At 57.3% G+C, this 23828-nt stretch carries 19 protein-coding genes; 18 read left to right on the forward strand and 1 reads right to left on the reverse strand.

What is annotated here, in order from left to right; genetic code table 11:
- The first annotated feature begins 113 nt into the window (after positions 1-113).
- The 11 genes from OHL22_RS11220 to OHL22_RS11270 all read left to right on the forward strand — a co-directional run bounded on the left by OHL22_RS11220 (position 114) and on the right by OHL22_RS11270 (position 13263).
- Positions 114-2381: a ligand-binding sensor domain-containing protein gene (locus OHL22_RS11220; protein WP_263337038.1), complete on the forward strand. Its 2268-nt coding sequence runs from the start codon at positions 114-116 to the stop codon at positions 2379-2381.
- A gap of 9 nt (positions 2382-2390) precedes the next feature.
- Entirely contained in the window at positions 2391-3650 is a 1260-nt protein-coding gene (locus OHL22_RS11225) for an FtsX-like permease family protein (RefSeq protein WP_263337043.1), read from the forward strand.
- Positions 3651-3835: 185 nt separating this feature from the next.
- On the forward strand, positions 3836-4282 hold the full coding sequence (locus OHL22_RS11230; RefSeq protein WP_263337047.1) for a c-type cytochrome: 447 nt from the start codon (positions 3836-3838) through the stop codon (positions 4280-4282).
- 1032 nt (positions 4283-5314) lie between these two features.
- Positions 5315-6241, forward strand: coding sequence for a Cof-type HAD-IIB family hydrolase (locus OHL22_RS11235; protein ID WP_263337049.1), 927 nt, complete (start codon positions 5315-5317; stop codon positions 6239-6241).
- Between the two features lie 29 nt (positions 6242-6270).
- The gene (locus tag OHL22_RS24940; protein WP_317890895.1) at positions 6271-7035 is read left to right on the forward strand and encodes a lytic transglycosylase domain-containing protein; all 765 of its coding nucleotides are present in this window, start codon (positions 6271-6273) and stop codon (positions 7033-7035) included.
- The gene (locus OHL22_RS11245; RefSeq protein ID WP_263337051.1) at positions 7032-8156 is read left to right on the forward strand and encodes a lysylphosphatidylglycerol synthase transmembrane domain-containing protein; all 1125 of its coding nucleotides are present in this window, start codon (positions 7032-7034) and stop codon (positions 8154-8156) included. The genes OHL22_RS24940 and OHL22_RS11245 overlap by 4 nt, the downstream gene beginning before the upstream one ends.
- Before the next feature lie 67 nt (positions 8157-8223).
- Positions 8224-8694 (forward strand): transcriptional regulator NrdR, encoded by a 471-nt coding sequence (gene nrdR / locus OHL22_RS11250; RefSeq protein WP_263337054.1) that lies wholly within the window; start codon positions 8224-8226, stop codon positions 8692-8694.
- A gap of 337 nt (positions 8695-9031) precedes the next feature.
- Positions 9032-10135, forward strand: coding sequence for an aspartate-semialdehyde dehydrogenase (gene asd / locus OHL22_RS11255; RefSeq protein ID WP_263337057.1), 1104 nt, complete (start codon positions 9032-9034; stop codon positions 10133-10135).
- A gap of 97 nt (positions 10136-10232) precedes the next feature.
- On the forward strand, positions 10233-11654 hold the full coding sequence (gene lysC / locus OHL22_RS11260; protein ID WP_263337060.1) for a lysine-sensitive aspartokinase 3: 1422 nt from the start codon (positions 10233-10235) through the stop codon (positions 11652-11654).
- Positions 11655-11699: 45 nt separating this feature from the next.
- Positions 11700-12377, forward strand: coding sequence for a 4-hydroxy-tetrahydrodipicolinate reductase (locus OHL22_RS11265; protein WP_263337063.1), 678 nt, complete (start codon positions 11700-11702; stop codon positions 12375-12377).
- 145 nt (positions 12378-12522) lie between these two features.
- Positions 12523-13263: a class I SAM-dependent methyltransferase gene (locus OHL22_RS11270; RefSeq protein WP_263337067.1), complete on the forward strand. Its 741-nt coding sequence runs from the start codon at positions 12523-12525 to the stop codon at positions 13261-13263.
- A 28-nt stretch (positions 13264-13291) separates the two neighbouring features.
- Here OHL22_RS11270 and OHL22_RS11275 read toward each other — a convergent pair whose 3' ends face one another.
- Positions 13292-14386: a hypothetical protein gene (locus OHL22_RS11275; RefSeq protein WP_263337069.1), complete on the reverse strand. Its 1095-nt coding sequence runs from the start codon at positions 14384-14386 to the stop codon at positions 13292-13294.
- 192 nt (positions 14387-14578) lie between these two features.
- On the opposite strand from OHL22_RS11275, the gene dapA reads away from it, so the two are divergent.
- From dapA to OHL22_RS11310, 7 genes are all read left to right on the forward strand, one after another.
- Entirely contained in the window at positions 14579-15505 is a 927-nt protein-coding gene (gene dapA / locus OHL22_RS11280; protein WP_263337071.1) for a 4-hydroxy-tetrahydrodipicolinate synthase, read from the forward strand.
- 529 nt (positions 15506-16034) lie between these two features.
- Positions 16035-16376, forward strand: coding sequence for a hypothetical protein (locus OHL22_RS11285; RefSeq protein ID WP_263337075.1), 342 nt, complete (start codon positions 16035-16037; stop codon positions 16374-16376).
- Between the two features lie 268 nt (positions 16377-16644).
- Positions 16645-17154, forward strand: coding sequence for a hypothetical protein (locus OHL22_RS11290; protein WP_263337078.1), 510 nt, complete (start codon positions 16645-16647; stop codon positions 17152-17154).
- Entirely contained in the window at positions 17123-17980 is an 858-nt protein-coding gene (locus OHL22_RS11295) for a 2,3,4,5-tetrahydropyridine-2,6-dicarboxylate N-succinyltransferase (RefSeq protein ID WP_263337080.1), read from the forward strand. The genes OHL22_RS11290 and OHL22_RS11295 overlap by 32 nt, the downstream gene beginning before the upstream one ends.
- Before the next feature lie 141 nt (positions 17981-18121).
- Positions 18122-18457 (forward strand): PadR family transcriptional regulator, encoded by a 336-nt coding sequence (locus OHL22_RS11300; protein WP_263337083.1) that lies wholly within the window; start codon positions 18122-18124, stop codon positions 18455-18457.
- 13 nt (positions 18458-18470) lie between these two features.
- Complete coding sequence (locus OHL22_RS11305; RefSeq protein WP_263337085.1) at positions 18471-21113, forward strand: ABC transporter permease; 2643 nt, start codon at positions 18471-18473, stop codon at positions 21111-21113.
- Positions 21114-21145: 32 nt separating this feature from the next.
- A complete protein-coding gene (locus OHL22_RS11310; RefSeq protein ID WP_263337087.1) occupies positions 21146-23815 on the forward strand; it encodes an ABC transporter permease in 2670 nt (889 codons plus the stop codon).
- The last annotated feature ends 13 nt before the right edge of the window (positions 23816-23828 follow it).

Here is a 23828-nt window from a genome sequence, read left to right on the forward strand (position 1 = left end):
AACTCAGCGACAGCATGAATTTCAGTCTTCCCTTCTGCCTTCGGCAGCGCCCTCTGCTTCCGGTTCGAACTGCTTCCCTGCTCTTGTACGCGCTGGTTTGTGCGGCGCCTGCTGTGAGCTTCGCTCAAGGAACTCATCTGTGGACGCAGTCGCACTATGAGGAGTTTGAAAAGGGCACGCCGCAGGGTGTGGAGATTACAAGCGAAGGACGGTTGTTGCGTGGCCCGGAAGCAAAGGAAGTAGCGACGACACCGTCGAGTTTTGTGTGGGCAGTGGCTGAAGGCAAGAACGGCGAGGTTTACGCGGCGACTGGTACTCCAGCGACGGTGCTGCGCATTGGACGCGATGGAAAAAGTACGAAGATCTTTGAGACGAAGGCGCTGGCGGTGCAGGCGCTGAAGGTGGGTCCGGATGGAGCGCTGTATGCCGCGACGATGCCGGATGGAAAGGTGTACCGGCTAAAGGCCGACGCTGTCTCGCCGGAGAACGAATCGAGTGCCGAAGTGGTTTTCGATCTGGGCAACGCGGATTCGGAAGCGAAGGACGGCGATAAGGGTAAGGATGGTGCGAAGGAAAGCAAGTCGCACTACATCTGGGATCTGACATTCGATAGAGCAGGCCGGTTATATGTAGCAACGGGTGGGCCGGCGACTGTCTATCGGATCGATGTGGCGCAGAGTGCGAAAAATGAACAGAATCCGCAGCCGTTCTTTCACTGCGATGAGCAGCATGTTCGTTCGCTGGCGTGGGATAAAGATGGAAATCTGATTGCCGGCACGGATGGATCGGGGCTTGTTTACCGGATCAGTCCTGAGGGCAAGGGATATGTGCTGTACAGTGCTCCGAGGCGTGAAATTACTGCGCTGGCAGTGGGTGCGGATGGGACGATTTATGCGGCGGATGTGGGAGACAAGAGCCACAATCCGCTGCCGCAGTTGCCGGTGCAGGCGGGAATCGGGATCACGATCAGCTTTGTGCAGCCCGGGTCGATGCAAGCTGCGAATGCGAGCACGGCGCTGCCCGAAGGAACAGAGATTTACGCGCTGACTCCGAATGAGGCGCCGCGCAAGTTGTGGTCGGGCAAGGATGAGGTAGTGTACCAGCTTGCAACGGATGGCAATGATCTACTTGCCGTGACCGGCAATCGTGGGCGCATATTCCGGATTCACAAGGACGGGAGCTTCAGCGATGTTGCGCATCTGGGTGCGCAGCTTGTGGTGGCGCTGACCCAGGCCGATGGTGGATGGCTGATCGGAACTGGGAATACGGGCAAGGTCTATCGGCTGAATACCGCGAGCACGGCCGGGGCTGCGGCGGAACATACCTATGCGAGCGATGTGCTAGATGCGAGCGCAATGACGCGGTGGGGTCGGGTCGAGGTCGATCCGGAATCGCATGGATACCAGATCTGGACGCGGTCAGGGAATGTGGAACAGCCGGCGCGGAATGAGAAGGACTGGGGATGGAGCGATTGGCAACCGTTGCAGGCGGGCAAAGTCGGATCGCCAGCAGGGCGGTATCTGCAGTGGAAGGCTGAGTTGGAGCCAGGTGGCGCGGTAAGCGGCGTGGGCGTGAATTTTTTGCCGGTGAACTCAGCGCCTGTGGTGGATGAGATGGTCGTGGTGCCGGGTGCGCGGGTGGTTCCGCAGGGACAGCCGGGTGGGCAGCCGCCGACTGTGCAGATTGCGTTTCCGAGCCAGCAGGCGAATTCGGGCGTCATCAACTATGACGGTAACAATAGCAATGCCGCGCCGATGCAGGCGCAGAAGGACCGGACAGCTGTTACGGTGCGCTGGGCGGCGCATGACGATGATGGTGACGATCTGGTGTTCAACCTGTACCTGATGGGCGATGGCGAACATGTGTGGAGACCGCTCAAGAAGAAGCTGACAGATAAGGTGTACAGCTTCGACGGATCGGATTTTCCGGATGGCGGATACAGGATCAAGGTGGTGGCTACAGATGCTCCTTCACATGCGCCGGGACAGGCGCTGACGGGAGATAAGATCAGCGACCGGTTTGAGCTGGATACGACTCCGCCGGAAATTACGGCGCTGAAGGCTGGAGCGGCGGAGAAGACTACCGACTGTGGCAAGAACGTATGCAAGGCTACGATTGCGGTGAGTTTTGACGCACATGATGCGATGTCGCCGATCAGCCATGCGGAGTATTCGGTGGATGCGGGACCGTGGCAGTACATCGATCCGGTGGGCCAGCTTTCGGATTCGAAAGAAGAGCATTATGAGTTCAAAGCACCGGTACCGGGCAGCAATGACAGCGATGACGCTGCGGGAGTGGAGCACCTGATTACGGTGCGCGCGTATGACCGGCATGACAACATGGCGACTGCCAAGGTAATGGTTCCGGCAGGTTCGCGATAGCAGGCGGCCATGGCGATGCCCTTTAGATTTGAGCTCTTCATCGCGGCGCGCTACCTGCGCGCGAAGCGGCGGCAAGCTGTCGTGGGGCTGGTGACGCTGATCTCCGTTGGCGGCGTAGCTGCGGGAGTAGCGGCGCTGGTGATTGCCATGGCGGTGTCGAACGGGATGCAGCGCGACCTGCAGGACAAGCTGCTGGGCAGCACTGCGCATGTGATGCTGATGCGCACGAAGGCGGATGGCATTCGCGATTGGAGGCCGTTGCTGGATCGACTGCGCGGGTTGCCGCATGTGACGGCGGCTGCGCCCTCGATGTATGAGCAAGTGATGGTTTCGAATGGTCCGCGGGCTGGATTCTCGCTGCTGAAAGCAGTGATTCCTGCGGAAGAGCGGACCGTCAGCGATCTACTGGATAAGCTCACTTCGGGATCGACGAAGGAGCTGGCGCCTGGCGCGAGCACAGTGGGATCGACGACGGGCGAGCATCCGCCGATTGTGCTCGGAAGCGACCTTGCAGAGACGCTAGGAGTGACGACAGGCGACACCGTGCTCATCACCAGTCCCCAATGCCAAATGACACCGATTGGCGTGATGCCCTGCTCGTGGCCATTTCATGTGGCAGGAGTCTTTCATTCGGGGTTCTATCAGTACGACTCGGCGATGGCATTTGTGCGGCTGTCAGATGCGCAGAAGCTATTTTCGGAGCCGGACCTGATCACGATGATCAGCTTCAAAGTCGATGACATGTACCATGCAGACGTAATTGGCAAGGAGATTGCGCAGGCGGCGGGCAAAGGTTTCGATACGAACAACTGGATGGAAGAAAACAAGGCGCTGTTTCACGCGCTGGCGCTTGAGAGGGTTGTGACCTTCATCATCATTGGGCTGATTGTGGTGGTGGCGGCGCTGAATATCCTGATTGCGCTGACCATGATGGTGATGGAGAAGACACGAGATATTGCGGTACTGATGAGCTTTGGCGTGGAGTCGGGGCAGGTACGGCGAATCTTTCTGCTGCAAGGGCTGCTGATCAGCCTGTTGGGAACCGCGGCGGGACTGGTGCTGGGCTATATCGGGTGCTGGGCTGGCGCGCACTATCACATACCTCTGTCGGGCGACGTTTACAGCATCGACACGCTGCCGTTTGCCCCGGCATGGAGGGATGGCGTGCTGGTGGCAGCAGCGTCGATTGGGATATCGCTGCTGGCTACGCTTTATCCCTCGTCCACGGCGGCAAAGATCTTACCAGCCGAAGCGCTCCGATACGAATAAGGCTGCTTGATCTGAACAGCGGCAACGTCCTGAAATGAAAATTCTTACCGTTCGCTGGCAGGGGTGTTTCCGGTTGTGGTGCGAACCACCTTTACAGTGAGCAAAATCGGCCTATAATTCGTGCTGAAAAAATCAATCAGCTCAACGATGCCTCTGTTGCGACACCGTGAACTGAGGAGGCCGCTATGGTCAAATCTCTGCTGCTCGCTGCTTCGGTGATCCTGTTCGGAGCCGCGCCTGCCATCAACCCTGGCAGTGCCGCTTGGCAACCTTCCGAACCGTCTGCGACTGGAGTGACGGGCCAGGGCAACCCTGTCAAAGCCACAGCTGAGTCACAGGCCAAGGCTAAGAAGCTGTACAACATGGACTGCGCTCTGTGCCATGGAGAATCGGGTGACGGTAAGACCGACCTGGCGAAGGACATGCAGTTAACGCTGAGTGATCTGACCGATCCGAAGTCGCTGGCAGATCAGAGTGACGCAGTGATTTTTGACGTCATCCGCAAAGGCAAGGACAAGATGCCGCCTGAGGAACCAGCACGCGCGAAAGACGACGATATATGGAATCTGGTGATTTACGTCCGCAGCCTGTCGAAGGGTGGAGGTGCTGCTGCCGGAAGTGGGTCCAAATAGGAAGCGGCAACATCCTGATGGTTCTCTGAAATGACTTTGGGCCGGTGACTAAAGAGATCACCGGCCCAATTTTTTGATGGGGAGGGCTTAAAGCGATGAGGCCAGTCGAAGAGCCCCGGTGACGATGCGGTCCACAGGGACTACGTGACGATGGGGGTCAAACATGCCCTTAGTAAGAGTGCGATCACAAGAAAGATTACCCTTGGCAGAGCAAAGCAAGGTGCGGCCAGCTTCTTTGGTCTGACGTGGCGACGCAATCCATGAAGACAATAAGAGAAAAACAAAGACAGCCGCAGTCGTCGTAACGCGACGGTGTCTGCGGAGCCGTTCAGCAAAAGAAGAAGCTAGAAAACGCATTTCATTTGATCCTTGGCAGCCGGAGAGGATACCGGCCACGCCATTTCAATTACACGTGGCGTGCCAATCAGTAAGTTGGACGCAACCGATAACAAATAGATGACTTAAAGACCCGGCAGGTTTCAGGCGTGGGTGATGGAATGCCCGTGGACGGACTGCTTTGTCCGGGAATGGACGCTGGCGTGGGCGTAAGTATTGGGAGGAATGGGATTAAGGCATTTTCCGAATTACTGTGAACTTTACGAAAGTGTTAGCAGATGGATTTTTCTTAAGGAAAAATCCACTTAAGTGTCGCGGCTTCGGTCTACACAAATTCGGAAAATGCGTCAGCGGGGTGTGATGACGCCGCCGACGGGATGGCGTCGTGGCAGAAGAATGCCGCGATGATCGGTCTCGCGGGGGGGTAGACCGGGATCATCGAGATTTGGCCCGGGATGGGTGACGAGATTGCCGCCGCAGCCCGGGCAATTGGCGAGGGCGGTATCGGCGATTTCGGTGTGGCACTGCTGGCAGACACGGAGCACGATTTGAGGATATACCTCCGGATTGGATGGCTTGTATCTGTTTGATTTTTATCAGGATGCTTGTATTGGATGAGATTTTTTGAGAAGACGGCGGCGGTTCTTTATATGGAGTTCATCCCGGCTAATTCACGGACAGGTAAACTTAAGGTATATGGCATCTTCTTTACTTCCCCCTGCACAGGCGAGCGAAGGGCTTGTGCGCCCGGTACGGCTAGTTGCAATTGACATGGATGGCACGCTGCTGCCGGATTTTTCGACGGTGGTGAGCGAACGGAATCAGCGGGCCTTGCGCGAGGCGCAGGATGCCGGAATTGTGGTGGCGATTGCTACGGGCAGGCGGCAGGCTTTTACGGCTCCGCTGCTGACTGGGGTGGGATTGCGAGCGGATGCACCTCTGATTACGTCGAATGGTGCTGTGACGCGAAGTTTTTCAGGAGAGCGGATTGACAGCACGCGGCTGGAGCCGAGGATTGCGCGAGGGCTTTGCGGGATTTTGCGGGGGATCGGGCTGCTGGTCTTCACGCTGGATAAGACGGAGAAGCCGGACCTGATCGTGGAAGACCTGGTAATGGTGACGGGACGACTGTCGAAGTGGGTTGAGGCGAACCAGACGGCGATTCAGGAAGTGAACCCGATTGAGAATGCGCTGGGCGATGATGTGGACCTGATTCAGGGTATGGCGGCGGGGACGATTGCCGAGATGGCTGAGGCTGAGCGGCTGCTGGCTGAAAGCGAGTGGACTGAACAATTTGAGTGTGTGCGGACGGCGTATCCGGGGAGCGATCTATCGATTCTGGACCTGCTGCCGAAGGGAGTTTCGAAGCGATATGCACTGGAGAGGCTGGCGAAGCGGCTGGGAATTGCCCGCGAAGAAACAATGGCAATTGGCGATAACTGGAATGATGAGGCAATGCTGGACTGGGCAGGGGTGGGCGTGCTTATGGGCAATGCGACGGAGGAGTTGCGGGCGATGGCTCCCGAGCGTGGATGGACGATTGCCCCGCCAAACTCTCAGGACGGCGTGGCGGTGATGCTGGAAAAGGCGATTGCTACGCAAAGCTCTGCTACTCTTGGATGACACGAGCCGCTATGCTGCTGGATTTACATATGAAATGCGCGAGATCTGCGCTCCGGGCCGGTCGGGTAACGGGGTTAGTGTTGACGCTATTTGCCAGCTTGCCTAACGCGGCGCGGGCGGCTGAGCGTATTACTTTCCGTAATGGGTTTGATGTGGTCTGCGACCATTACACGGTGGCGGACGGACGGATGCGCGTGTTTCTGGAACGGCAGGGGACAGACTATTTCGAAGTAGACGCGGGTTCGGTAGCGAATGTGGAGACGGTGGCCGATCTACCGTTGGGAACGATGCCTGCTGTCGCGAAGCCGGCTGGGCCGCTGAAGAGCGTCCCTGTTGCTCCTGCTTACGAGCCTGAGCGGTTGAATGCTGCGGATCTGCATCCGATCCTGTCAAAGGCGGGGGCGGAGCATAACGTGGATGCGGATCTGCTGGCGAGCGTGGTAAAGGCTGAGAGCGACGGGCATACACGCGCTGTGAGCCGCACGGGAGCACGGGGGCTGATGCAGTTGATGCCTGCAACAGCGCAGCAACTAGGCGTAGAAAACAGTTTCTCGGCTGAAGACAATGTGCGTGGAGGTACGGCCTATCTGGATGGGCTGCTGACGCGCTACCACGACAATATTCCGCTGGCGTTGGCGGCTTACAACGCAGGGCCAGAAGCTGTGGACCGGTATCACGGAATTCCGCCGTATCACGAGACGCGGGCATATGTGGCGCGGGTGGTGCGGGAGTTTAACCGGCGGCTGGCGGCGCGTCGCATGAATGTTAGCGGCATTGAGATGGGATCGCGGTGAAATCGAAGAAGCTAATCATCAGCATTGTCGTTTTTGTGGCGTTGATCGGTTTTGGCATTTGGGCCTACCGACATGTCGGCTTCAATTTTGCGCTGCTGCGTGAACAACTGAGACAAGTCAACTGGACGAAGATTGCGATTGGTCTTGGATGCATCTATCTGGGCTACGTTTTTCGGGGCGTGCGCTGGGCGATGCTGATCCGTCACAACAAACGCGTGCCGCTCTTTTCGCTGGTGGGAACACAGGTCATCGGATTTACCTCGGTGGCACTGATTGGCCGTGTAGCCGATCTGGTGCGACCGTATCTGACTTCGAAAAAGACTTCCTTGCCTATCAGTTCGCAGGTGGCCGTCTATATCGTTGAACGGCTCTTTGATAGCGGGTCAATGGCGCTGATCTTTTCGATTGCGATGCTCTGGGTGCCGCAGGACGAGATGCTGCGCGCGATGAGCCACTCGAAGATGATGGCTTCGCTTGCTACGCGTTTTCCTCACCTGATGCCACTGGCTGCACGTTTCGGCGGAATAGTGCTGACGGCGTTGGGCGTGGCGTTTCTGGCAGCGGTGCGCATCGGTGGCGGAGTCTTCGCCAGCTTCTGCGAACGGACCTTCGGTATTTTTTCAAAAAAGCTGGGCGTGGCAATCGGCGAGAATATCCGAACTTTCCGCTCGGGCCTGGACACGATGCGGTCGTGGTCGGATTTCCTTATCACTGCCGCACTTTCGCTGGCGATGTGGGGGCTGATCACGGTAGCGTACTTTGTAACCTGCCAGTCGTTCCAAGCGAGCCCGCAACTGGCCGGAATCGATCCTTCCAAGTGCGTTCTGCTGATGATCGTCAGCGGAGGCGCCAGTATTTTCCAATTGCCGGTGTTGGGATGGTTTACGCAGATTGCGGCGGTGGCGGCGGCGCTCGCGGGCATTCTTGGCTCGTCTATCGAGGCGTCTACTGCCTGCGCGGTGATGCTGCTGGCGGTGACCTTCCTGGGCATTGTCCCGGTGGGGTTGATCTGGGCGCAGTTTGAGAACGTGAACCTGCGCAAGGTTGCTACGGAGAGCGAGCACGCGGCTGAGGATGTCGAGGCGCGTACCGATCCTTCGCCGGCCGTTGAAGAAGCGTAATTGCTCATGCTCCGCGTTGCGGGCACGCAGAGACGAAACTCCGCGTAATGAATAGAATGGCTGCAAGATGAAGTGTCCTTACTGCGGGTTTACCCAGGACCGGGTGGTTGACAGCCGCGAGAGCAAAGAAGCGGATTCGATTCGGCGACGGCGGGAGTGCGAAAAGTGCGAGCGGCGCTTCACGACCTACGAGCGCATCGATGAGATCCCGTACATGGTGGTCAAGAAAGATGGCCGCAGGGAGAAGTTTGAGCGTCACAAGGTGCTGAGCGGGTTGCTGCGTGCGTGTGAGAAGAGGCCGGTTTCGGCCAGCCAGCTTGAGGCAATTGTGGATGCGACGGAGAGCTATCTGATGGATGCTCCGGAGCGGGAACGAAGCACGGCTGAGATTGGTACGCGAATCATGGATGAACTGAAGACGCTGGATACGGTGGCCTATATCCGCTTTGCCAGTGTGTACCGGGACTTTAAGGATGTGCGCGAGTTCAAGGAAGAGCTGGAGCAGTTGCTGACGCGCGAGGGTAAGCGGAAGAACTGAGTCCCTAACGAAGCTCTGATTAAGCTGTCAGCCGAAGAGACAGCATCCCTCAGGGGCTAAAGCCCATCGACTTTATTGAATTTAGAGGCGCGACTGAAGTCGTGCCCTTTCAAAGCAAACCATCTCATGAGTTTTCCGCAGCCTGTAAAGCTGTGCCATCGCAAAATGCGTACTGAGTCAAAGCGTTTCTTACGCAAAATTTTGCACGGCGGTGGCAACGATTCCAATGCGGGACTTCCCTGCTTTATCGCGTTGCTGTTGGCGGATTCCGATACTTATCGGGCGTTGTATCTCATCTTGAACCCTCGCTCTCCTGTACACTGGAGGGTTCAACATTATGCAAAATCAGCATGAAATCGGCATCCTTGGCGCGACCGGAATGGTCGGCCAGCGGTTTATCCAGCTTCTTGAAAACCATCCGTGGTTCAAGATTACGTGGCTTGCGGCGAGCGACCGCTCGAGCGGCAAGCGCTATGAAGAAGCAGCCAAATGGCGTCTCGACACGCCGTGCCCTGAGCGCATCGCCAAGATGACGATTTCGCCGGCCGAGCCTTACTCGAAAGACGGGGCTGGTGCGCCGAAGATTATCTTTGCGGCGCTGGATGCGGACATTGCCCGCGAGCTGGAGCCGAAGTTTGCAGCGGCTGGCTGCGCTGTGGTGTCGAATTCGAGCGCGTTCCGGATGCATCCGAATGTGCCGCTGGTGATTCCGGAAGTGAATGCGGATCATCTGCACCTGATCGAGGATCAGGAGTGGCGGAAGGAGTCGGGTGGCTATATTGTGACGAATCCGAACTGCTCGGCGATTGGGCTGGTGCTGGCGCTGAAGCCGATCGAGGAGCGCTTTGGCATCGAACAGATCTTTGTGACAACGATGCAGGCGGTGAGCGGCGCGGGATATCCGGGCGTGCCGTCGATGGACATTCTGGGTAATGTCGTTCCCTACATCAAGAACGAAGAGCAAAAGATGGAAGAGGAAACTCTGAAGCTGCTCGGCAGCCTGGACGGCGAACACATTGCGCCATTGGCAGCGCGGATGAGCGCGCACTGCAACCGTGTGGCTGTCGAGGATGGGCATACGGAGTCGGTTTCGATCAAGCTGGGCAATAAGCTTGGCAGACCGGCGACGAAGGAAGATCTGCTGGAGGCGTGGGCTGAGTTCAAGCCACTCGCAGGACAGCATCTGCCGACGGCTCCGGAGCAGCCGGTGGAGTGGATTGCGGCGGAGGATCGCCCGCAGCCGCGGCTGGACAAGAACCGCGGACGCGGCATGGCTGCCTCAGTGGGCCGCCTGCGGCCTTGCGGATTGCTCGACTGGAAGTTAACGGTGCTCTCGCACAACACGATTCGCGGGGCTGCGGGAGCAGCCATTGTGAATGCTGAGCTGCTGCTGAGCCTAGGCAAGCTGGAGCCGGTGGCGGAAGCGGCCGCACGCGCCTGATCGTGAGGCAAGTGAGTTTGGTGAGTCCCGGTGTGCCTGTGATTCCGGGCGTGCGGGAACGAGTCTTTGGTTGCGGTTAAGACGATAGGAACGCTGGATGAGCCTGGTAGTGATGAAGTTCGGCGGCACGTCGGTGGAAGATCCGGCGGCCATTTCACGAACCGCTAACATTGTCGCGGGAAGAGTCGCAGCCGGGAAAAAGCCCGTGGTTGTGGTTTCTGCGATGGCTAAGGTGACGGATCAGTTGCTGGCTTGCGCGGCTGCGGCGAGCCGTGGCGACCGCGTGGGAGCGCTGGGCATCAGCGCGCGGTTGCGGAGCCGGCACAAGGATACGGCTGCGGCGCTGGTGAAGGGTTCGGCAAAAACGGCTGAGTTACAGAACTGGGTGGAACGCGAATTTGACGCGCTGGATGAAGTTTTGCGCGGGCTGGCGGCGATTCTGGAGTTAACGCCGCGTATTTCCGATCTCATTGTCAGCTATGGTGAGCGGCTGTCGAGCGCGATGATCGCAGAGGCGTTTCAGGAGCTTGGGATCAATGCTGTACACGTCGATTCGCGAAAAGTGGTGATCACGGACTCTCAGTATCAGAAGGCCGTTCCGTTGGATGACCTGATCGAGGAGCGATGTACGGAGCATGTGAAACCGCATACAGATGCGGGACGCGTGCCGGTGATGGGCGGATTTATTGGCAGCAATGAGGCGGGCATTACTACGACGCTGGGACGCGGCGGTTCGGATTTCACGGGCGCACTCATCGGCGGCGCGATGCATGCGGAGGCGATCGAGATCTGGACGGATGTGAACGGGATCATGACGACTGATCCTCGCATTTGCCCGGACGCGCTGAGAGTGAAGGTGATCAGCTTTGAAGAAGCAGCAGAGCTTGCCTACTTCGGTGCGAAGGTGTTGCACCCGGCCACGATCTTGCCAGCGGTGCGGCGAAATATTCCGGTGCTGGTGCTGAACTCGAAGAATCCTGAAAACGAAGGCACGCGGATCATCTCGCTGGCTCCGCATTGCAAGAGCCCGTTCAAAAGCATTGCGGTGAAGAAGCGGCTCTCGATCATTGATGTAGTCGCGAGCCGCATGCTGATGACGCATGGGTATCTGAAGGCCATCTTCGATATTTTCGACAAGCATCAATGCCCTGTTGACATGGTTTCGACCAGCGAAGTGAGTGTTTCTCTCACGGTCGACTCAACCGATAAGTTGCCGGCGATTGCGGACGACTTGGGTAAACTGGCGGACGTGAAGTATGAGGGCAAGAAGGCGCTGGTGTGCCTTGTCGGTGAAGATATTCGCGGCCAGAACGGGATTGCCGCACAGGTGTTTGCGGCGGTGAAGCATGTGAACGTACGCATGATTTCGCAGGGGGCAAGCGAAATCAACATGAGCTTCATGATCGAAGAGGAAGATGCGGAAGAAGCGATTCGCTCGCTGCATGCGGCGTTCTTCCAGACTCCCGATCCTGAGATCTTCGATGTGGAAGCGCGCAAGTCGGCTTCATCGGTCCAATAAGTTACGCATCCTTCGGTTCAGGCATGCGGTCTGGGGAGAACGCTGATGTTGATGCTGGTACTGGGCAAGGGGAAAACCGGAAGTCTGGTGGCGCAGGTGGCGCGAGAGCGTGGACACTCGGTGCGAGTGCTGGATTTTCACGAGAACCAAGGTGCGCGAGCGCTGACGGCTCCGACACTGGCGCAGATTGATGTGGCGATTGACTTCACCAATCCTGAAGCGGCTGTGGAGAACATGCGCGCATGCCTGGCTCTGGGTGGACGTATCGTTGTGGGCACGACGGGTTGGCTGGACAAGCTGGATGAGATGAAGGCCCTGGCCGCTCGCAAAGAGGGCGCGCTGGTCTATGGCAGCAACTTTTCGCAGGGTGTGCAGGAACTGTTCCGGCTAACGGGGCAGCTTGCCAAGCTGGACGGATTCCGCTTCCACATTGAAGAGACACATCACACGGCTAAGCTGGATGCTCCGTCGGGAACAGCTTTGTCGCTTAAGAAAGTGATCACAGACGTTCGCCCTGACGCGGATGTGGAGATTGCTTCGAAGCGGGAGGGCGACCATGTGGGGATTCACGTGGTCAAGGCTCGGTGCGAAACTGACGTCTTTGAACTGCGCCATGAAGCTCTGAGCCGACGCGCGTTTGCCGAAGGCGCGGTGAAGGCTGCGGAGTGGGTTGGCAGCAAAAAGGGTGTCTGGGACTTCCGCGATATCTTCGATCAAGTGTAGACGCCGGCGGAGGCAAAAGCGGAAGGTGTGGGGATGCGGACGAGAGTCGTATCCCACTCATTCGACAAAGTACGCCGAATGAATGGGGCCCCCCGGTGGTGGTGTTTGCGGAAGGCAGATTCCAGGGGAAGGGCGCGAAGCTGAGATGGGTCGGAAGAAGCTTTTGCCCGGGCTGCGCGTAAGAGAGGGGTTTCTACGTCATCCCTTTGACGTAGAGCATGGGGTACAGACCAGCGGGCTGGTGCTGGGGCAGCATCTTACGACCGGCCATCGCAACGACAAACACACGACTGCTTATTACGGCATTGCTCCGTCAGTGGTGGAGCAGTTGCTGGATCTGTGGCTACGCACCAGGCCTCGTGCGCCGCTTGAGGATTATACGTTTATCGATATTGGGGCGGGAATGGGACGGGCGATGCTGCTGGCTTCGCGGCTGCCGTTTCGCGAGGTGATTGGGATCGAGTTGCATCCGGACCTGGTGGCGATTGGACAGAAGAACGTCGCCAAATGGGGCGCTGCGCGGAAGGCGCGGGCTCCGATACGGATGGTCGAAGCCGATATTACGGAGTTCGACTTCCCTGCCGGACCCTGCGTGGCTTATCTGTTCAATCCTTTTCGCGATGCGGTGATGAAGCTGATGCTGAGGCGGATGGAGCTAAGCTTTGCTGCGCGGCCGGGGATGCTCGATCTGCTGTATGCGAATGATGAGTGCCATGACGTGATTGCAGAGCGGGCGCAGTGGAAGCTGCTTTGGCGGGGATTAGTGCCGCTGTCGAAGCCAGATGAGGATGCGGACCGGAAGATTCTGGATGCTCAGCCGAATGGGGAGTATGCGTGGAGCACGGAGGAGCCGTGCTCGATTCATCGACTGGTGGAACAATCTTAGTTAAATCTAACGAACTATGGAGCCTTCGCTATGGCCAGACCAGTCTTTCTTCCGGAAAGAAATCTTCTGCGATGCCACGTTTGACGGCTGTGAGATTTTCTGGAGTTGGAAGCAGAAGATCGCAAGGGGTCAGATCGAGATAGGGACGCGATTCGGCCATTGTAGGCGTTTCAAAGGCAAGCAATAGAGTCTGGCCGAGCTGCGCCGGCTGAGAACCCTGCCTAACAGGATCGACGATGACTCTAGACACATTGGTCTCGCGAACAGTTCCCTCTTTCCAAAAACTTGCTCGTTTGAGGCGACTTACCAGTTCGAGATGCAGATCAAACCTGCCTTCTTCTTCATACTCATTCTGGGTAATAGCGACAACTCGGGCGAGCGCGACGTTAGCTCGATCTCTTCCAAGGAAAGCAGGATCGGAAACACACCAATCGTATGGGCGATAGCCAGCCTTCAACGCCGCGTCAAACTGCAATTTTTCCTCGGCCATCTGCCTGGACACGCTCGGCATGATGTCTTCGCGGTGGCGACACGTGACCAGGCGCGTGATGCAGTCCAGACTGAAGCTCATTAACTGATTGACTTCGACAGGATCGGCAAATGGTGTGTAGCGCGCGTTGATTTCTTCACAGCCTCCCGTACATGCATCTGGCCGGTCAACAACGTACTCGGGGTGGCGAGGATTCTGCCAACGAAAATCGCGTACCCGCCACCTAGTAGTTGCGGAGCCAGAAAGCATGTACTCGCGATCATCATCGGGTAGCGTTCCCTCAAATACTCCCATCACAAGCACAAAATCCTTCGCCCAGATTTGCCCTTGAATCACATCGAATCGTGCTACCACCGCCGCATCCCGGCCACCGAAGATGTAGTAGATCACGAGAAGTTTTCTGCAGCAGCCAACGAGTGACGAAGATAATCGCTCGTCTAATTCGATCTGATAGCTGCAGCGCTCGGCGGCGCAAGTGCCTTCATATCTGCCCCACTTGCCCCATCGGTACATGAGCTGTTGCGCGTCGGCCCAGGTGCTTTTGCCCATCTGGATTGTGCGAATGTCGGAGAGCAGACGCTCGGCGCGCCAGCGGAGCAGGTATTGCTGGAACTGAACCAGAACAAAGAGCAAGGCAACAACCCCGGCAAATGCAAGGGCTGCTGTTCGAATTCGCTTTCGCCAGCGAGGACTGAGGGACACTGGTAGGGTAGACACCGTTGAGCCGGGCTTTGTTCCCTGCCCGCGTTAAACACGCGACCCATCTCAGCGGTATACACTCAGCCTTGGACTGACTGAAAGACTTGTAAAAGAGGAACTGGACACATGCAGACGACGGGTTGCGGCACAGCGTTGATAACTCCTTTCCGGAGCGATGGATCGGTCGATGACCGGGCGCTGGTGGCGCTGGTGAACTGGCAGATCGACTCGGGAATCGACTTTCTGGTGGCCTGCGGGTCGACTGGCGAGGCTGCGACGCTGGATGAGGGCGAATGGTTGTCTGTCGTGACTACGGTGGTAGAGGCTGCCGCTGGGCGGGTTCCGGTGTGGGCGGGGTGCACGCATAACTCGACGCGCGAATTGGTGCGGCTGGCGGAGAAGCTGTCGCGGGTGCGCGGGCTGGATGCGGTGCTGTCGGCGAATCCCTACTACAACAAGCCGACGCAGGAGGGGCAGTATCTGCACTTCCGGGCGCTGGCGGAGACGGTGCATCCGCTGCCGGTGGTGCTGTACAACGTGCCAGGGCGGACGGGAACGAATCTTGAGCCGGAGACGGTGGTCCGGCTGGCTGGGGATTTGGAGAATGTGACGGCGGTGAAGGAGTCGAGCGGGAAGATTCCGCAGATTGCGACGCTGGCGCACTGGGCTCCGCGGAATTTTAAGGTTTTCTGTGGTGATGACAACCTGGCGCTTGGAGCGATTGGCGTAGGAGCTGACGGGCTGATCAGCGTGGCCTCAAATGAGGCTCCGGCAGAGGTTGGGCGGATGGTGCGCTCGGCGCTCAGGAATGATTGGGCGCTGGCGCGGGAGATCGAGCGCAAATACATGCGGCTGTTCGACGCCAACTTCTGGGAGTCGAATCCCGGGCCGGTGAAGACGGTACTGAGCCTCATGGGGCGTTGCGATGCTACGGTGCGGCTTCCGCTGGTAAAGCCGGACCGGGCGGTGCGGCAGCGGCTGGAGCGCCTCGCGGGTGAGCTTGGATTGTTGCGTGAGGCTCCGTTGCCTGAGGGCGATATGCGGATGTTTTGAGAATTACTTCGGCTTTTTGGTTCCCCACGGATTACCTTCAGCTCTTTCTTGCAGCATGACCAGAGGCCGCTCAGGCGTCTGCTCATGCTGCAAGCAGGCGCGCCGATGATTACTTAAGGAACGGGCACACATCCCTTCCATCGCTGGTTCTCCGGGACATTACGCGCTCTGCAAAATCCTAAAAACTCAAGTACCCATTTCGTGTCATGGCCGCATCCAAAGGATGTTGGGGTAACCATACACGAGGGGCTGTAAATACAAGCGACGGCAATTCTAGTCACGGCAACTCCAGTTAACGCTTAATACCTGCTTCCGCGACCGGGGCAGTGAGGCGTTGAATGGAGTGCAGAAGATCAGGGGCTCTTCTGTTTCGTGTGTCCTCACAAGAGAGTGTGTGAGATCTCCTGGCTTGCTAAGCCGGTCTGGAGCACGAAGTCTGGTTCACCCGACAGTACGACCCGGACCATGTCCTGTAGCTGGGTTGTGCAGTGTGCAATGTTCTCAGAGTTGAAGCACCGAGAGGTTGAGTATGGTCGTTCAAGTAGCAAATCAGCGCAGAAGGACGACGGGGTTGCATGTGGGTGACGGCAATGTGCAGCGGTTTTTCCCGCCCGAAGTGCCAGTTGTGGAGTTGGAACTGGATCATCTCCGCATCGTATGTAATCTCAAACCAGAGTTCTGGGCAGGTGAGCCGGAGATCGACGATGAACGACTTGTCTGCTGGCTCGAATCAAAACGAATGAGCGGAAAGCTTGCATCGAAGCCGGCTCCGCTGGCTTTGATGCCCGCGGGCGAACATGCTTTCCGGCTTATTCCGATCGGTCACAATGAAGTAAGAACAACGCCTTATCCGGTCGGATTTTCAGGGTAACGTTTCCATTCCTTATTTTGGAGAGTTTGATATCGAACGAAAGCTTAGAAGGTATGAAAAAGGTACTCAAGGGGCGAGAAATTCTCGCCCTTTTCTTTGCTTTTGAAGGCGCAGTAACACTCAATTCGTGTTACTTGTGTATATAACAGTCATACAGTCTGTTTGGGGGCAGCTTACAGACGACGGTCGATAAGTCCGGCCAGTTACGATATTTTCCCTTCATTTCACTCGACATCAACTCCACACTTGGGCTCTCCGGAGGTGGATTATGGTAGTCCGAACGCACGAGAAGCACCCTGACAGCAGAGGAATCGTTGGACTGCACATCGGCGTGCTGAATGTTCAGGAACATTTTCCTCGCGGGCTCGAAGCTGTTGAACTGGAGCTTGATCATCTCCGCATTGTCTGCACTCTGGAACCTGCGTTCTGGAGTGACTCGCCTGTGATTCACGATCAGCGCTTGAGCCTGTGGCTTGAAGCAAAGCGAACAAGTGGCAAGCTGAGCGGCAAATCGGCTCCGGTTGTATTGGTTCCGCTGGAAGATGGACGTGCTTTTCGCCTGCAACTGATGAGCAAGGAAGAGGCCGAGCGGGCGGTTGCAGCGGAGGACGTAAAAGCAACTCCTACCGTCGTTGCGAACCAGCCTGCACGGTCTGTGGTTTTGCTGGATCGCCGGCAACGCGATGCCGAACATGTACCGGAGCGAAGGCGAACGGCCCGGCATAAGTTGTTAAACTTGGGAGGAGATGAACGTTCCTCCATTGCAGCGAGCCATTGAGCATTTCTTTTCCCACCCTGAACTAGCCACTGATTTTTCACTGCAAGCCAAAGCGCTAGAGGCCTTTGTTGAGTTGCGCGACGCGCTCGAAAAGGGCCAATTGCGTTCAGCCGAACCTGATGCCGCCAGTCCGACGGGATGGCGGGTAAATGCCTGGGTGAAGCAGGGCATACTGCTGGGATTCAAGCTTGGGGTACTCACCGAGTTGCCTGGCGTGGGTCTTTCCCTGATAGATAAAAACACCTTTCCGCTACGGCGGTTTAAGCCGGAGGACGGCGTGCGCATTGTTGCGGGCGGGTCGAGCGTGCGGGCTGGGGCTTATGTAGCGCGCGGCGTGATCTGCGTGCCGCCGATGTATGTCAATACCGGCGCCTATGTGGATGAAGGGTCGCTGGTGGATTCTCACGCGCTGGTGGGAAGCTGCGCCCAGATCGGCAAACGTGTACACCTTAGCGCCGCGGCGCAGATTGGCGGCGTGCTGGAGCCGGTGAATGCCAGTCCGGTGATCATCGAAGACGATGCACTGATTGGTGGGAATTCGGGCGTCTATGAAGGCACCATCGTACGCAAAGGGGCGGTGCTTGCTGCTGGTACGATTTTGACGCGGGGCACGCCAGTATTTGACCTGGTGACGGGCGAGACATTGCGCGCGACAGCTGAGTTGCCGCTGATTATTCCTGAGAATGCGGTGGTGGTGCCGGGGTCGCGAGCGGTGAGCCGCGGCAAAGGAGCAGAGTGGGGATTGAGCCTCTACGCTCCGGTGATTGTGAAGTACCGCGACGAGAAGACGGAGCTGAGCGCGGCGTTGGAGGATCTGCTCCGGTAGCCACTCCAGTCAGACACTTGCAATTCAAAGCAAAATTTAGCCAGCAGCCGGGCATTACGCCTGGCTGTTTTTTTGTGCGCAAAAACTGGAGAGATTTTCTCCATTGACTTTCTATCCATAGTTTATCTATATATTCAAAACATGGCTAAGAAACCCGACTTACTGCCCGGCACCCTGGACATGCTGATCTTGAAGACGCTGACGCGCGCGCCGTTACATGGGTATGGAATTGCGCAGCACATCAAGCGAATCTCGGACGATGTGCTGACGGTGGAAGAAGGATCACTTTATCCCGCGCTGCAGCGGTTGTTGCTGCAGGGATGGGTAAAAGCGGAGTGGAAGATGACGGAGACCAACCGGCGGGCTCGCTACTACACGCTGACGATTGAAGGACGGAAACAGCTGGGGCTTGAGGTCTCTGAGTTTGAGCGCATGATCGCCGCGATTGGGCGCGTGCTGCAGGATCAGGAAGCGTAGGCGGAGGCTGGAGATGCGACTGTTCCGCAAGCTGGCATTGCTGTTGGGAAGAAGGCGGTTTCATGACGAATTGCGTGAAGAGATGACGTTTCATCGGGAGCAAACGCAACGCGATTTGGAAATGGATGGGCTTTCGCGTTTGGAGGCGAGCCACGCGGCGCAGCGGCAGTTTGGCAATGAGATGAAGCTGCGAGAACAGAGCCATGAGATGGTGTCATTCCGGATAGAGAATCTGTGGCGAGACGTGCGATATGCAGTGCGGCAGATGTTGCGGTCGCCGGGGTTTGCGATCACGGTGGTGGTGACGCTGGCTCTTGGCATCGGAGCGACTACGGCGATGTATTCGCTTGTATACGAGGCACTGCTGCGCAATCTACCGTATCGCAATGCAGGCAGAATTTTACATATTGAGGATCAGAGAGCACATGGGCGCTCAAACGGCGGATTAGTGGGACTGCCGCGATACTTCGATATGGCGGCAAGGAGTCACGCATTTGAGCGCATGGCCTACTTCTACTTCGACCATCCGACGATGATTCCGGCCGGGCAAATGCCGCTGGCGGCGAAGGCAGCAACTACGAGCGGGTCGTTTTGGAATCTCTTTGGAGTGCAGCCGTTGCTGGGCAGAACGTTTGGCGATTCCGACTGCCTGCCGAATGCGCCGGACGCTGTGGTGTTGAGCTATGGAGCCTGGCAACAGTGGTTTGGCGGCGACGCAAGCGTGATCGGCAAACCTGTGTTGCTGGATCAGAAGGCAGCTACGATCGTTGGCGTGATGCCACAGAGCTTTCAGATTCCGAGCGGAATTGATCTGTGGCGGCCATCGCATTTTGCACCTGGGCAGTTTCGCGGGTACAGAGGTGATGGGACACGCTTCGTCAATGTTTATGCACGGATCAGAAACGGCGCAACGCAAAAGGATGGCGTGACGCAGCAACAGGCGGAAGCCGAGTTAGGAACGATCGGACACCAGTTGCAGCAGGAATATGCACCGACCGATGGTGAATGGCGGTTCTCGAGCGAAACATTGCGCGACAGTATCTATGGCTCTGCGAAGCCGGCCCTTCTTGTGCTGCTGCTCGCGGCTGCAACGCTGTTACTGATTGCGTGCATCAATGTGGCGAATCTGCTTTTATCGCGTGCTACTGTGCGCGCACGCGAGGTAGCGTTACGGCGCGCAATGGGAGCTTCGGATGGACGGATTGTGCTCCAACTGCTTGCTGAGAGCGTATTGCTGGCGTTGACTGGCGGAGTGCTTGGGGTTGCCGGAGCTCTGGTGGTGGTGCGAGTTGTTACAGCGAAGCTGCCGGGAATATTCGCTCTACAAAACGGAAGCTATTTGCAGTGGCCTGTGATGTGCTTTGCACTGGCGTTGTCGATTGTTGCGGGAATCGGCTTTGGGCTCGCTCCGGTGTGGCAGAGTCGGCGGAGAGATCTTGCCGGGGCCTTGCAAAGCGGTGAGGCGCGCATAGCAGGATCGGCAGGCACCGGTGCGCGTAGCGTCTTTATCGCTGTGCAGGTGGGCCTGTCGTTGATGTTGCTGGTGGGTGCGTGCCTGCTGGCGGAGTCGCTGTGGAAGCTGATGAAGACGCCGTTTGGATTTGATCCGGAGCATGTGCTCACGTTTTCGGCGAACCTGCCATGGAATGCGAAACCCGCCGAGATTCACCAATTTTTCAGCACCACGCAACAAGATATTTCGACACTGCCGGGAGTGAATGCCGTTGGGCAGATCGATGCGCTGCCAACGACGGACTGGCATTTGCGCAGCAACTTCGACGCCGACTGGCTTCCACGCATTCCCGATAAGCCTGCGATCAATGCAGAAGATAGGCATATTGGCGGCGATTATCTCAATGCTGTGGAGACAAAGATTGTCGCTGGACGCGGGTTTGAAGCGCGGGATTACAACATTCAACAGACACCAGTTTTGGTGAACCAGGCTCTGGCGCAGCAATATCTGCCTGCGGGCGATCCCGTTGGGAAGCACCTGATTATAGGCACTCAATCATTTGAGATTATCGGCGTGGTTGGCAATATACGCGGAACGTCGGGCTCTATCCGGCAGGCGCCTGGGCCTGAGGTCTATTTCCCGATGGATGACGATCAGGGCGTTGTCGAGCGGTCATTTGTGGTGCGCTCCAATCTGCCTGCCGATCAGCTTGCGAGGGAAATTCGCGACATAGCGCATCGAGCCGATCCGCGACAAGCCATTGCAAACGTAAAGATGATGGATGAGCTGCTTGACAAAGTTGTTGCGCAGCCTCGTCTGAATATGGCATTGTTAGCTTCCTTTGCGGCGATTGCACTGCTGCTGGCGTGCGTCGGGATTTATGGAGTGGTGTCGTATTCGGTCGCGCAACGCAAGCGAGAGATTGGCGTGCGCATGGCACTGGGGGCAACGCGACCTCAGATTTCCCTGCTCTTTTTACGGCGCACGATGATATCCGCAGGGCTTGGTCTCTGTGGAGGCATTATCGCCACTCTGTTGTTGGCTCGATTGCTACAAAGCCAACTCTACGGAGTTGAGCCGAACGATCCAATCATCCTTACGGTTGCCATACTTTTACTGCTCCTGCCTGTGCTGCCGGCTAGTCTGCGGCCAGCGCTGCGAGCAGCTTCTGTCGATCCCGTGGAAGCTTTGCGAACGGAATAGAGAACGCGATCGATTGCTGCGAGGACAGCAAGATGAATCGCATGGAGGACGTGTCTATGGACTGGGCGTCGGGATTTTTTCAACGACTTAAAGCTTTGATCTGGCGAAAGCGCTATCGCAGCGAACTCGACGAGGAGATGGCGTTTCATCGAGTTGAGACGGAGCGGGAGCTACGCTCCTCCGGCATGAAACCATCCGATGCGCGGCGCGCGGCAATGCGACAGTTTGGCAATGCAGAACAGCTTAAGAACGGCAGCACGAGTGTCGTCAGCTTTCGCTTTGAGGCGGTGATCCAGGACCTGCAATTTGCGTTCCGGCAATTGCGAAAGAATCCGGGATTTGCGCTGACCGCGATTGCCATACTTTCGCTGGGCATCGGCGCGAGCGTGGCGATCTTCGGATTCGTAGACGGTGCGCTTATCAAGCCTCTTCCCTATAGCAATCCGAATCGTGTGATGGGCGTATATGAGACATCGACCGCGTGCCCTCATTGCAATCTTTCTTACCAGGATTATCTCGACTGGAAGAAACAGAATCGCGTCTTCCAATCGCTCGATGTCTGGACGGGAGGTGGAATTCTGCTGCCCACGCCTGCAGGCGCCGAGCCGGTGCCCGCAGCGCGTGTAAGCGATGGTTTCTTTCACACACTCGGCGTGAAGCCGATATTGGGCCGCGATTTCTATCCGGGCGAGAGTGCTCCCGATAAACCGCGAACAACTTTGTTGAGCTACGCAACATGGCAGAACCGCTTTAACGGCGACCGCAGCGTGATTGGCCGATCTTTGACGGTGGATAGTGGCACGTACACGATCATTGGCGTCTTGCCGCCGGATTTTCAGTTCGCTCCCAAAGGACGTGCAGACTTCTGGATGACTCTTCATGATCCGACGGGGTGTGAGCAGAGACGCAGCTGCCACGACCTGAACGGAGTCGGCCGGCTCAATGACGATGCTTCTGTTGCAACCGCTGATGCGGATATGAAAGCAATTGCGGCACGGTTGGAACTGCAATATCCCGACTCGAATCTCGGCCAGGGCGCGATTGTGCTTCCGCTCGCCACAGTGATCACCGGGGACATCAAGCCAGTGCTTCTGGTACTGCTGGGCGGAGCAACGCTGTTGTTGTTGATCGCCTGCATCAACGTTGCGAGCCTGGTCCTGGTCCGAGCGGAAAGCCGAAAGCGCGAGATGGCGGTGCGCGGCGCACTTGGGGCTTCTCGATCGCGCATGATCGGGCAGTTCGCGACTGAGGGAGCGGCACTGGTTGCGCTCAGCACTTTACTGGGCTTATGTCTGGCAGGTTTCGGGATGCAAGCGCTGACTAGCCTTCTCCCTAAACCTGCACTGGACTCGATGCCTTACCTGCAAGGCCTGCACCTGAACCTGCACTGCGTGCTGTTTGCCATGTTGCTTGCGGTCTTAGCTGCGGCGTTGTTTTCCATCACGCCGCTGTTGCGATTGCCACTCGGTCGCGTGATCGATGGTTTGCAGGAAGGCGGCCGAGGATATGCAGGGCGCTCCTGGCGCAGTCTTGGGGCAAACCTCGTCGTACTGGAGCTGGCTACGGCGATGGTTTTACTTGCAGGAGCGGGACTGCTCTCGAAGAGTTTTTATAAGCTGCTGCATGTCGACCTGCACTTTGCGCCGGATCACCTCGCGATGATCACGGTACAAGCTCCCGACGCTACGTATGGGAAAGCTCCGCAATCGCTCAAGCTCGATCACGAACTCATGCGCCGCATTTCAGCTTTGCCGGGAGTAATTTCCGTGGGTCTCGCCAGCGATCCGCCACTGACTTGCCGATGCGATACAACCTGGTTTCGGATTCTTGGGCATCCTTGGCACGGCGAGCACAACGATGTACCAGAGCGCGATGTGACTCCGGACTATTTCAAGATGCTGAGGTCTCGGGTCATCTCGGGCCGTGAATTTACGGAAAGTGAAGACTCAACCAAGGCGCGTACCGTAATCATTAACTCCGCGTTGGCGAAGCAGTTTTTTCCGAATGAAGATCCTATCGGCAAGAAGATTGGGGGCCTTGATCTTTCGAAGGATTCTCTCCATGAGATTGTCGGCGTCGTGGAAGATGTGCGCGAAGCGCAACTGGACGCCGAGTTGATTCCGGCGATCTATTACCCCATGTATCAAGAGCCCAGCGACTTTATCGTCGTACTTGTGCGCACGTCCCAGTCGCCGGAGTCGATGCTACCCCTGCTGAGCGCAACGGTACATCAGATCGATCCGGGAATCGGGGTATCGAACCCTACGACGATGGATCAACAGATCGACGACTCGCAGACCGCCGCGATTCATCGCTCCGCGGCGTATTTGGTTGGTGGATTTGCCGCGCTGGCGCTGTTGTTGGGTGTAGTGGGATTGTACGGCGTGATTGCTTATTCGGTGAGCCAGCGTACGCGCGAGATCGGTGTACGCATGGCGCTTGGAGCTCCGCGAGGATCGGTGTACGGCATGATTCTGCGTGAAGCCGGGCTGCTCACTGTGCTCGGCATTGCGCTGGGAGTCGGCGCATCGCTGGGCGTGGCAACGCTGATGAGCAAGCTGCTGTTTGGGGTCGCTGCATGGGACATCGAGAACCTGACAGGTGTGGCTCTGCTGCTTGGCTGCTTCGCGCTGTTAGCAAGTTTTCTACCAGCCAGGCGCGCTGCAGGGGTCGATCCTGCTGAGGCATTACGCACGGAATAGGAATATGCAGGAG

The organism is Acidicapsa dinghuensis, from assembly GCF_025685685.1.
Lineage (GTDB): Bacteria > Acidobacteriota > Terriglobia > Terriglobales > Acidobacteriaceae > Acidicapsa > Acidicapsa dinghuensis.

Excerpts from the sequence above, each read along its gene's own strand:
- OHL22_RS11225 (WP_263337043.1), top strand. The coding sequence starts at position 2,391 with ATGGCGATGCCCTTTAGATTTGAGCTCTTCATCGCGGCGCGCTACCTG.
- OHL22_RS11230 (WP_263337047.1), top strand. The coding sequence starts at position 3,836 with ATGGTCAAATCTCTGCTGCTCGCTGCTTCGGTGATCCTGTTCGGAGCC.
- OHL22_RS11235 (WP_263337049.1), top strand. The coding sequence starts at position 5,315 with ATGGCATCTTCTTTACTTCCCCCTGCACAGGCGAGCGAAGGGCTTGTG.
- OHL22_RS24940 (WP_317890895.1), top strand. The coding sequence starts at position 6,271 with ATGAAATGCGCGAGATCTGCGCTCCGGGCCGGTCGGGTAACGGGGTTA.
- nrdR (WP_263337054.1), top strand. The coding sequence starts at position 8,224 with ATGAAGTGTCCTTACTGCGGGTTTACCCAGGACCGGGTGGTTGACAGC.
- asd (WP_263337057.1), top strand. The coding sequence starts at position 9,032 with ATGCAAAATCAGCATGAAATCGGCATCCTTGGCGCGACCGGAATGGTC.
- lysC (WP_263337060.1), top strand. The coding sequence starts at position 10,233 with ATGAGCCTGGTAGTGATGAAGTTCGGCGGCACGTCGGTGGAAGATCCG.
- OHL22_RS11265 (WP_263337063.1), top strand. The coding sequence starts at position 11,700 with ATGTTGATGCTGGTACTGGGCAAGGGGAAAACCGGAAGTCTGGTGGCG.
- OHL22_RS11270 (WP_263337067.1), top strand. The coding sequence starts at position 12,523 with ATGGGTCGGAAGAAGCTTTTGCCCGGGCTGCGCGTAAGAGAGGGGTTT.
- dapA (WP_263337071.1), top strand. The coding sequence starts at position 14,579 with ATGCAGACGACGGGTTGCGGCACAGCGTTGATAACTCCTTTCCGGAGC.
- OHL22_RS11285 (WP_263337075.1), top strand. The coding sequence starts at position 16,035 with ATGGTCGTTCAAGTAGCAAATCAGCGCAGAAGGACGACGGGGTTGCAT.
- OHL22_RS11290 (WP_263337078.1), top strand. The coding sequence starts at position 16,645 with ATGGTAGTCCGAACGCACGAGAAGCACCCTGACAGCAGAGGAATCGTT.
- OHL22_RS11295 (WP_263337080.1), top strand. The coding sequence starts at position 17,123 with ATGAACGTTCCTCCATTGCAGCGAGCCATTGAGCATTTCTTTTCCCAC.
- OHL22_RS11300 (WP_263337083.1), top strand. The coding sequence starts at position 18,122 with ATGGCTAAGAAACCCGACTTACTGCCCGGCACCCTGGACATGCTGATC.
- OHL22_RS11305 (WP_263337085.1), top strand. The coding sequence starts at position 18,471 with ATGCGACTGTTCCGCAAGCTGGCATTGCTGTTGGGAAGAAGGCGGTTT.
- OHL22_RS11310 (WP_263337087.1), top strand. The coding sequence starts at position 21,146 with ATGAATCGCATGGAGGACGTGTCTATGGACTGGGCGTCGGGATTTTTT.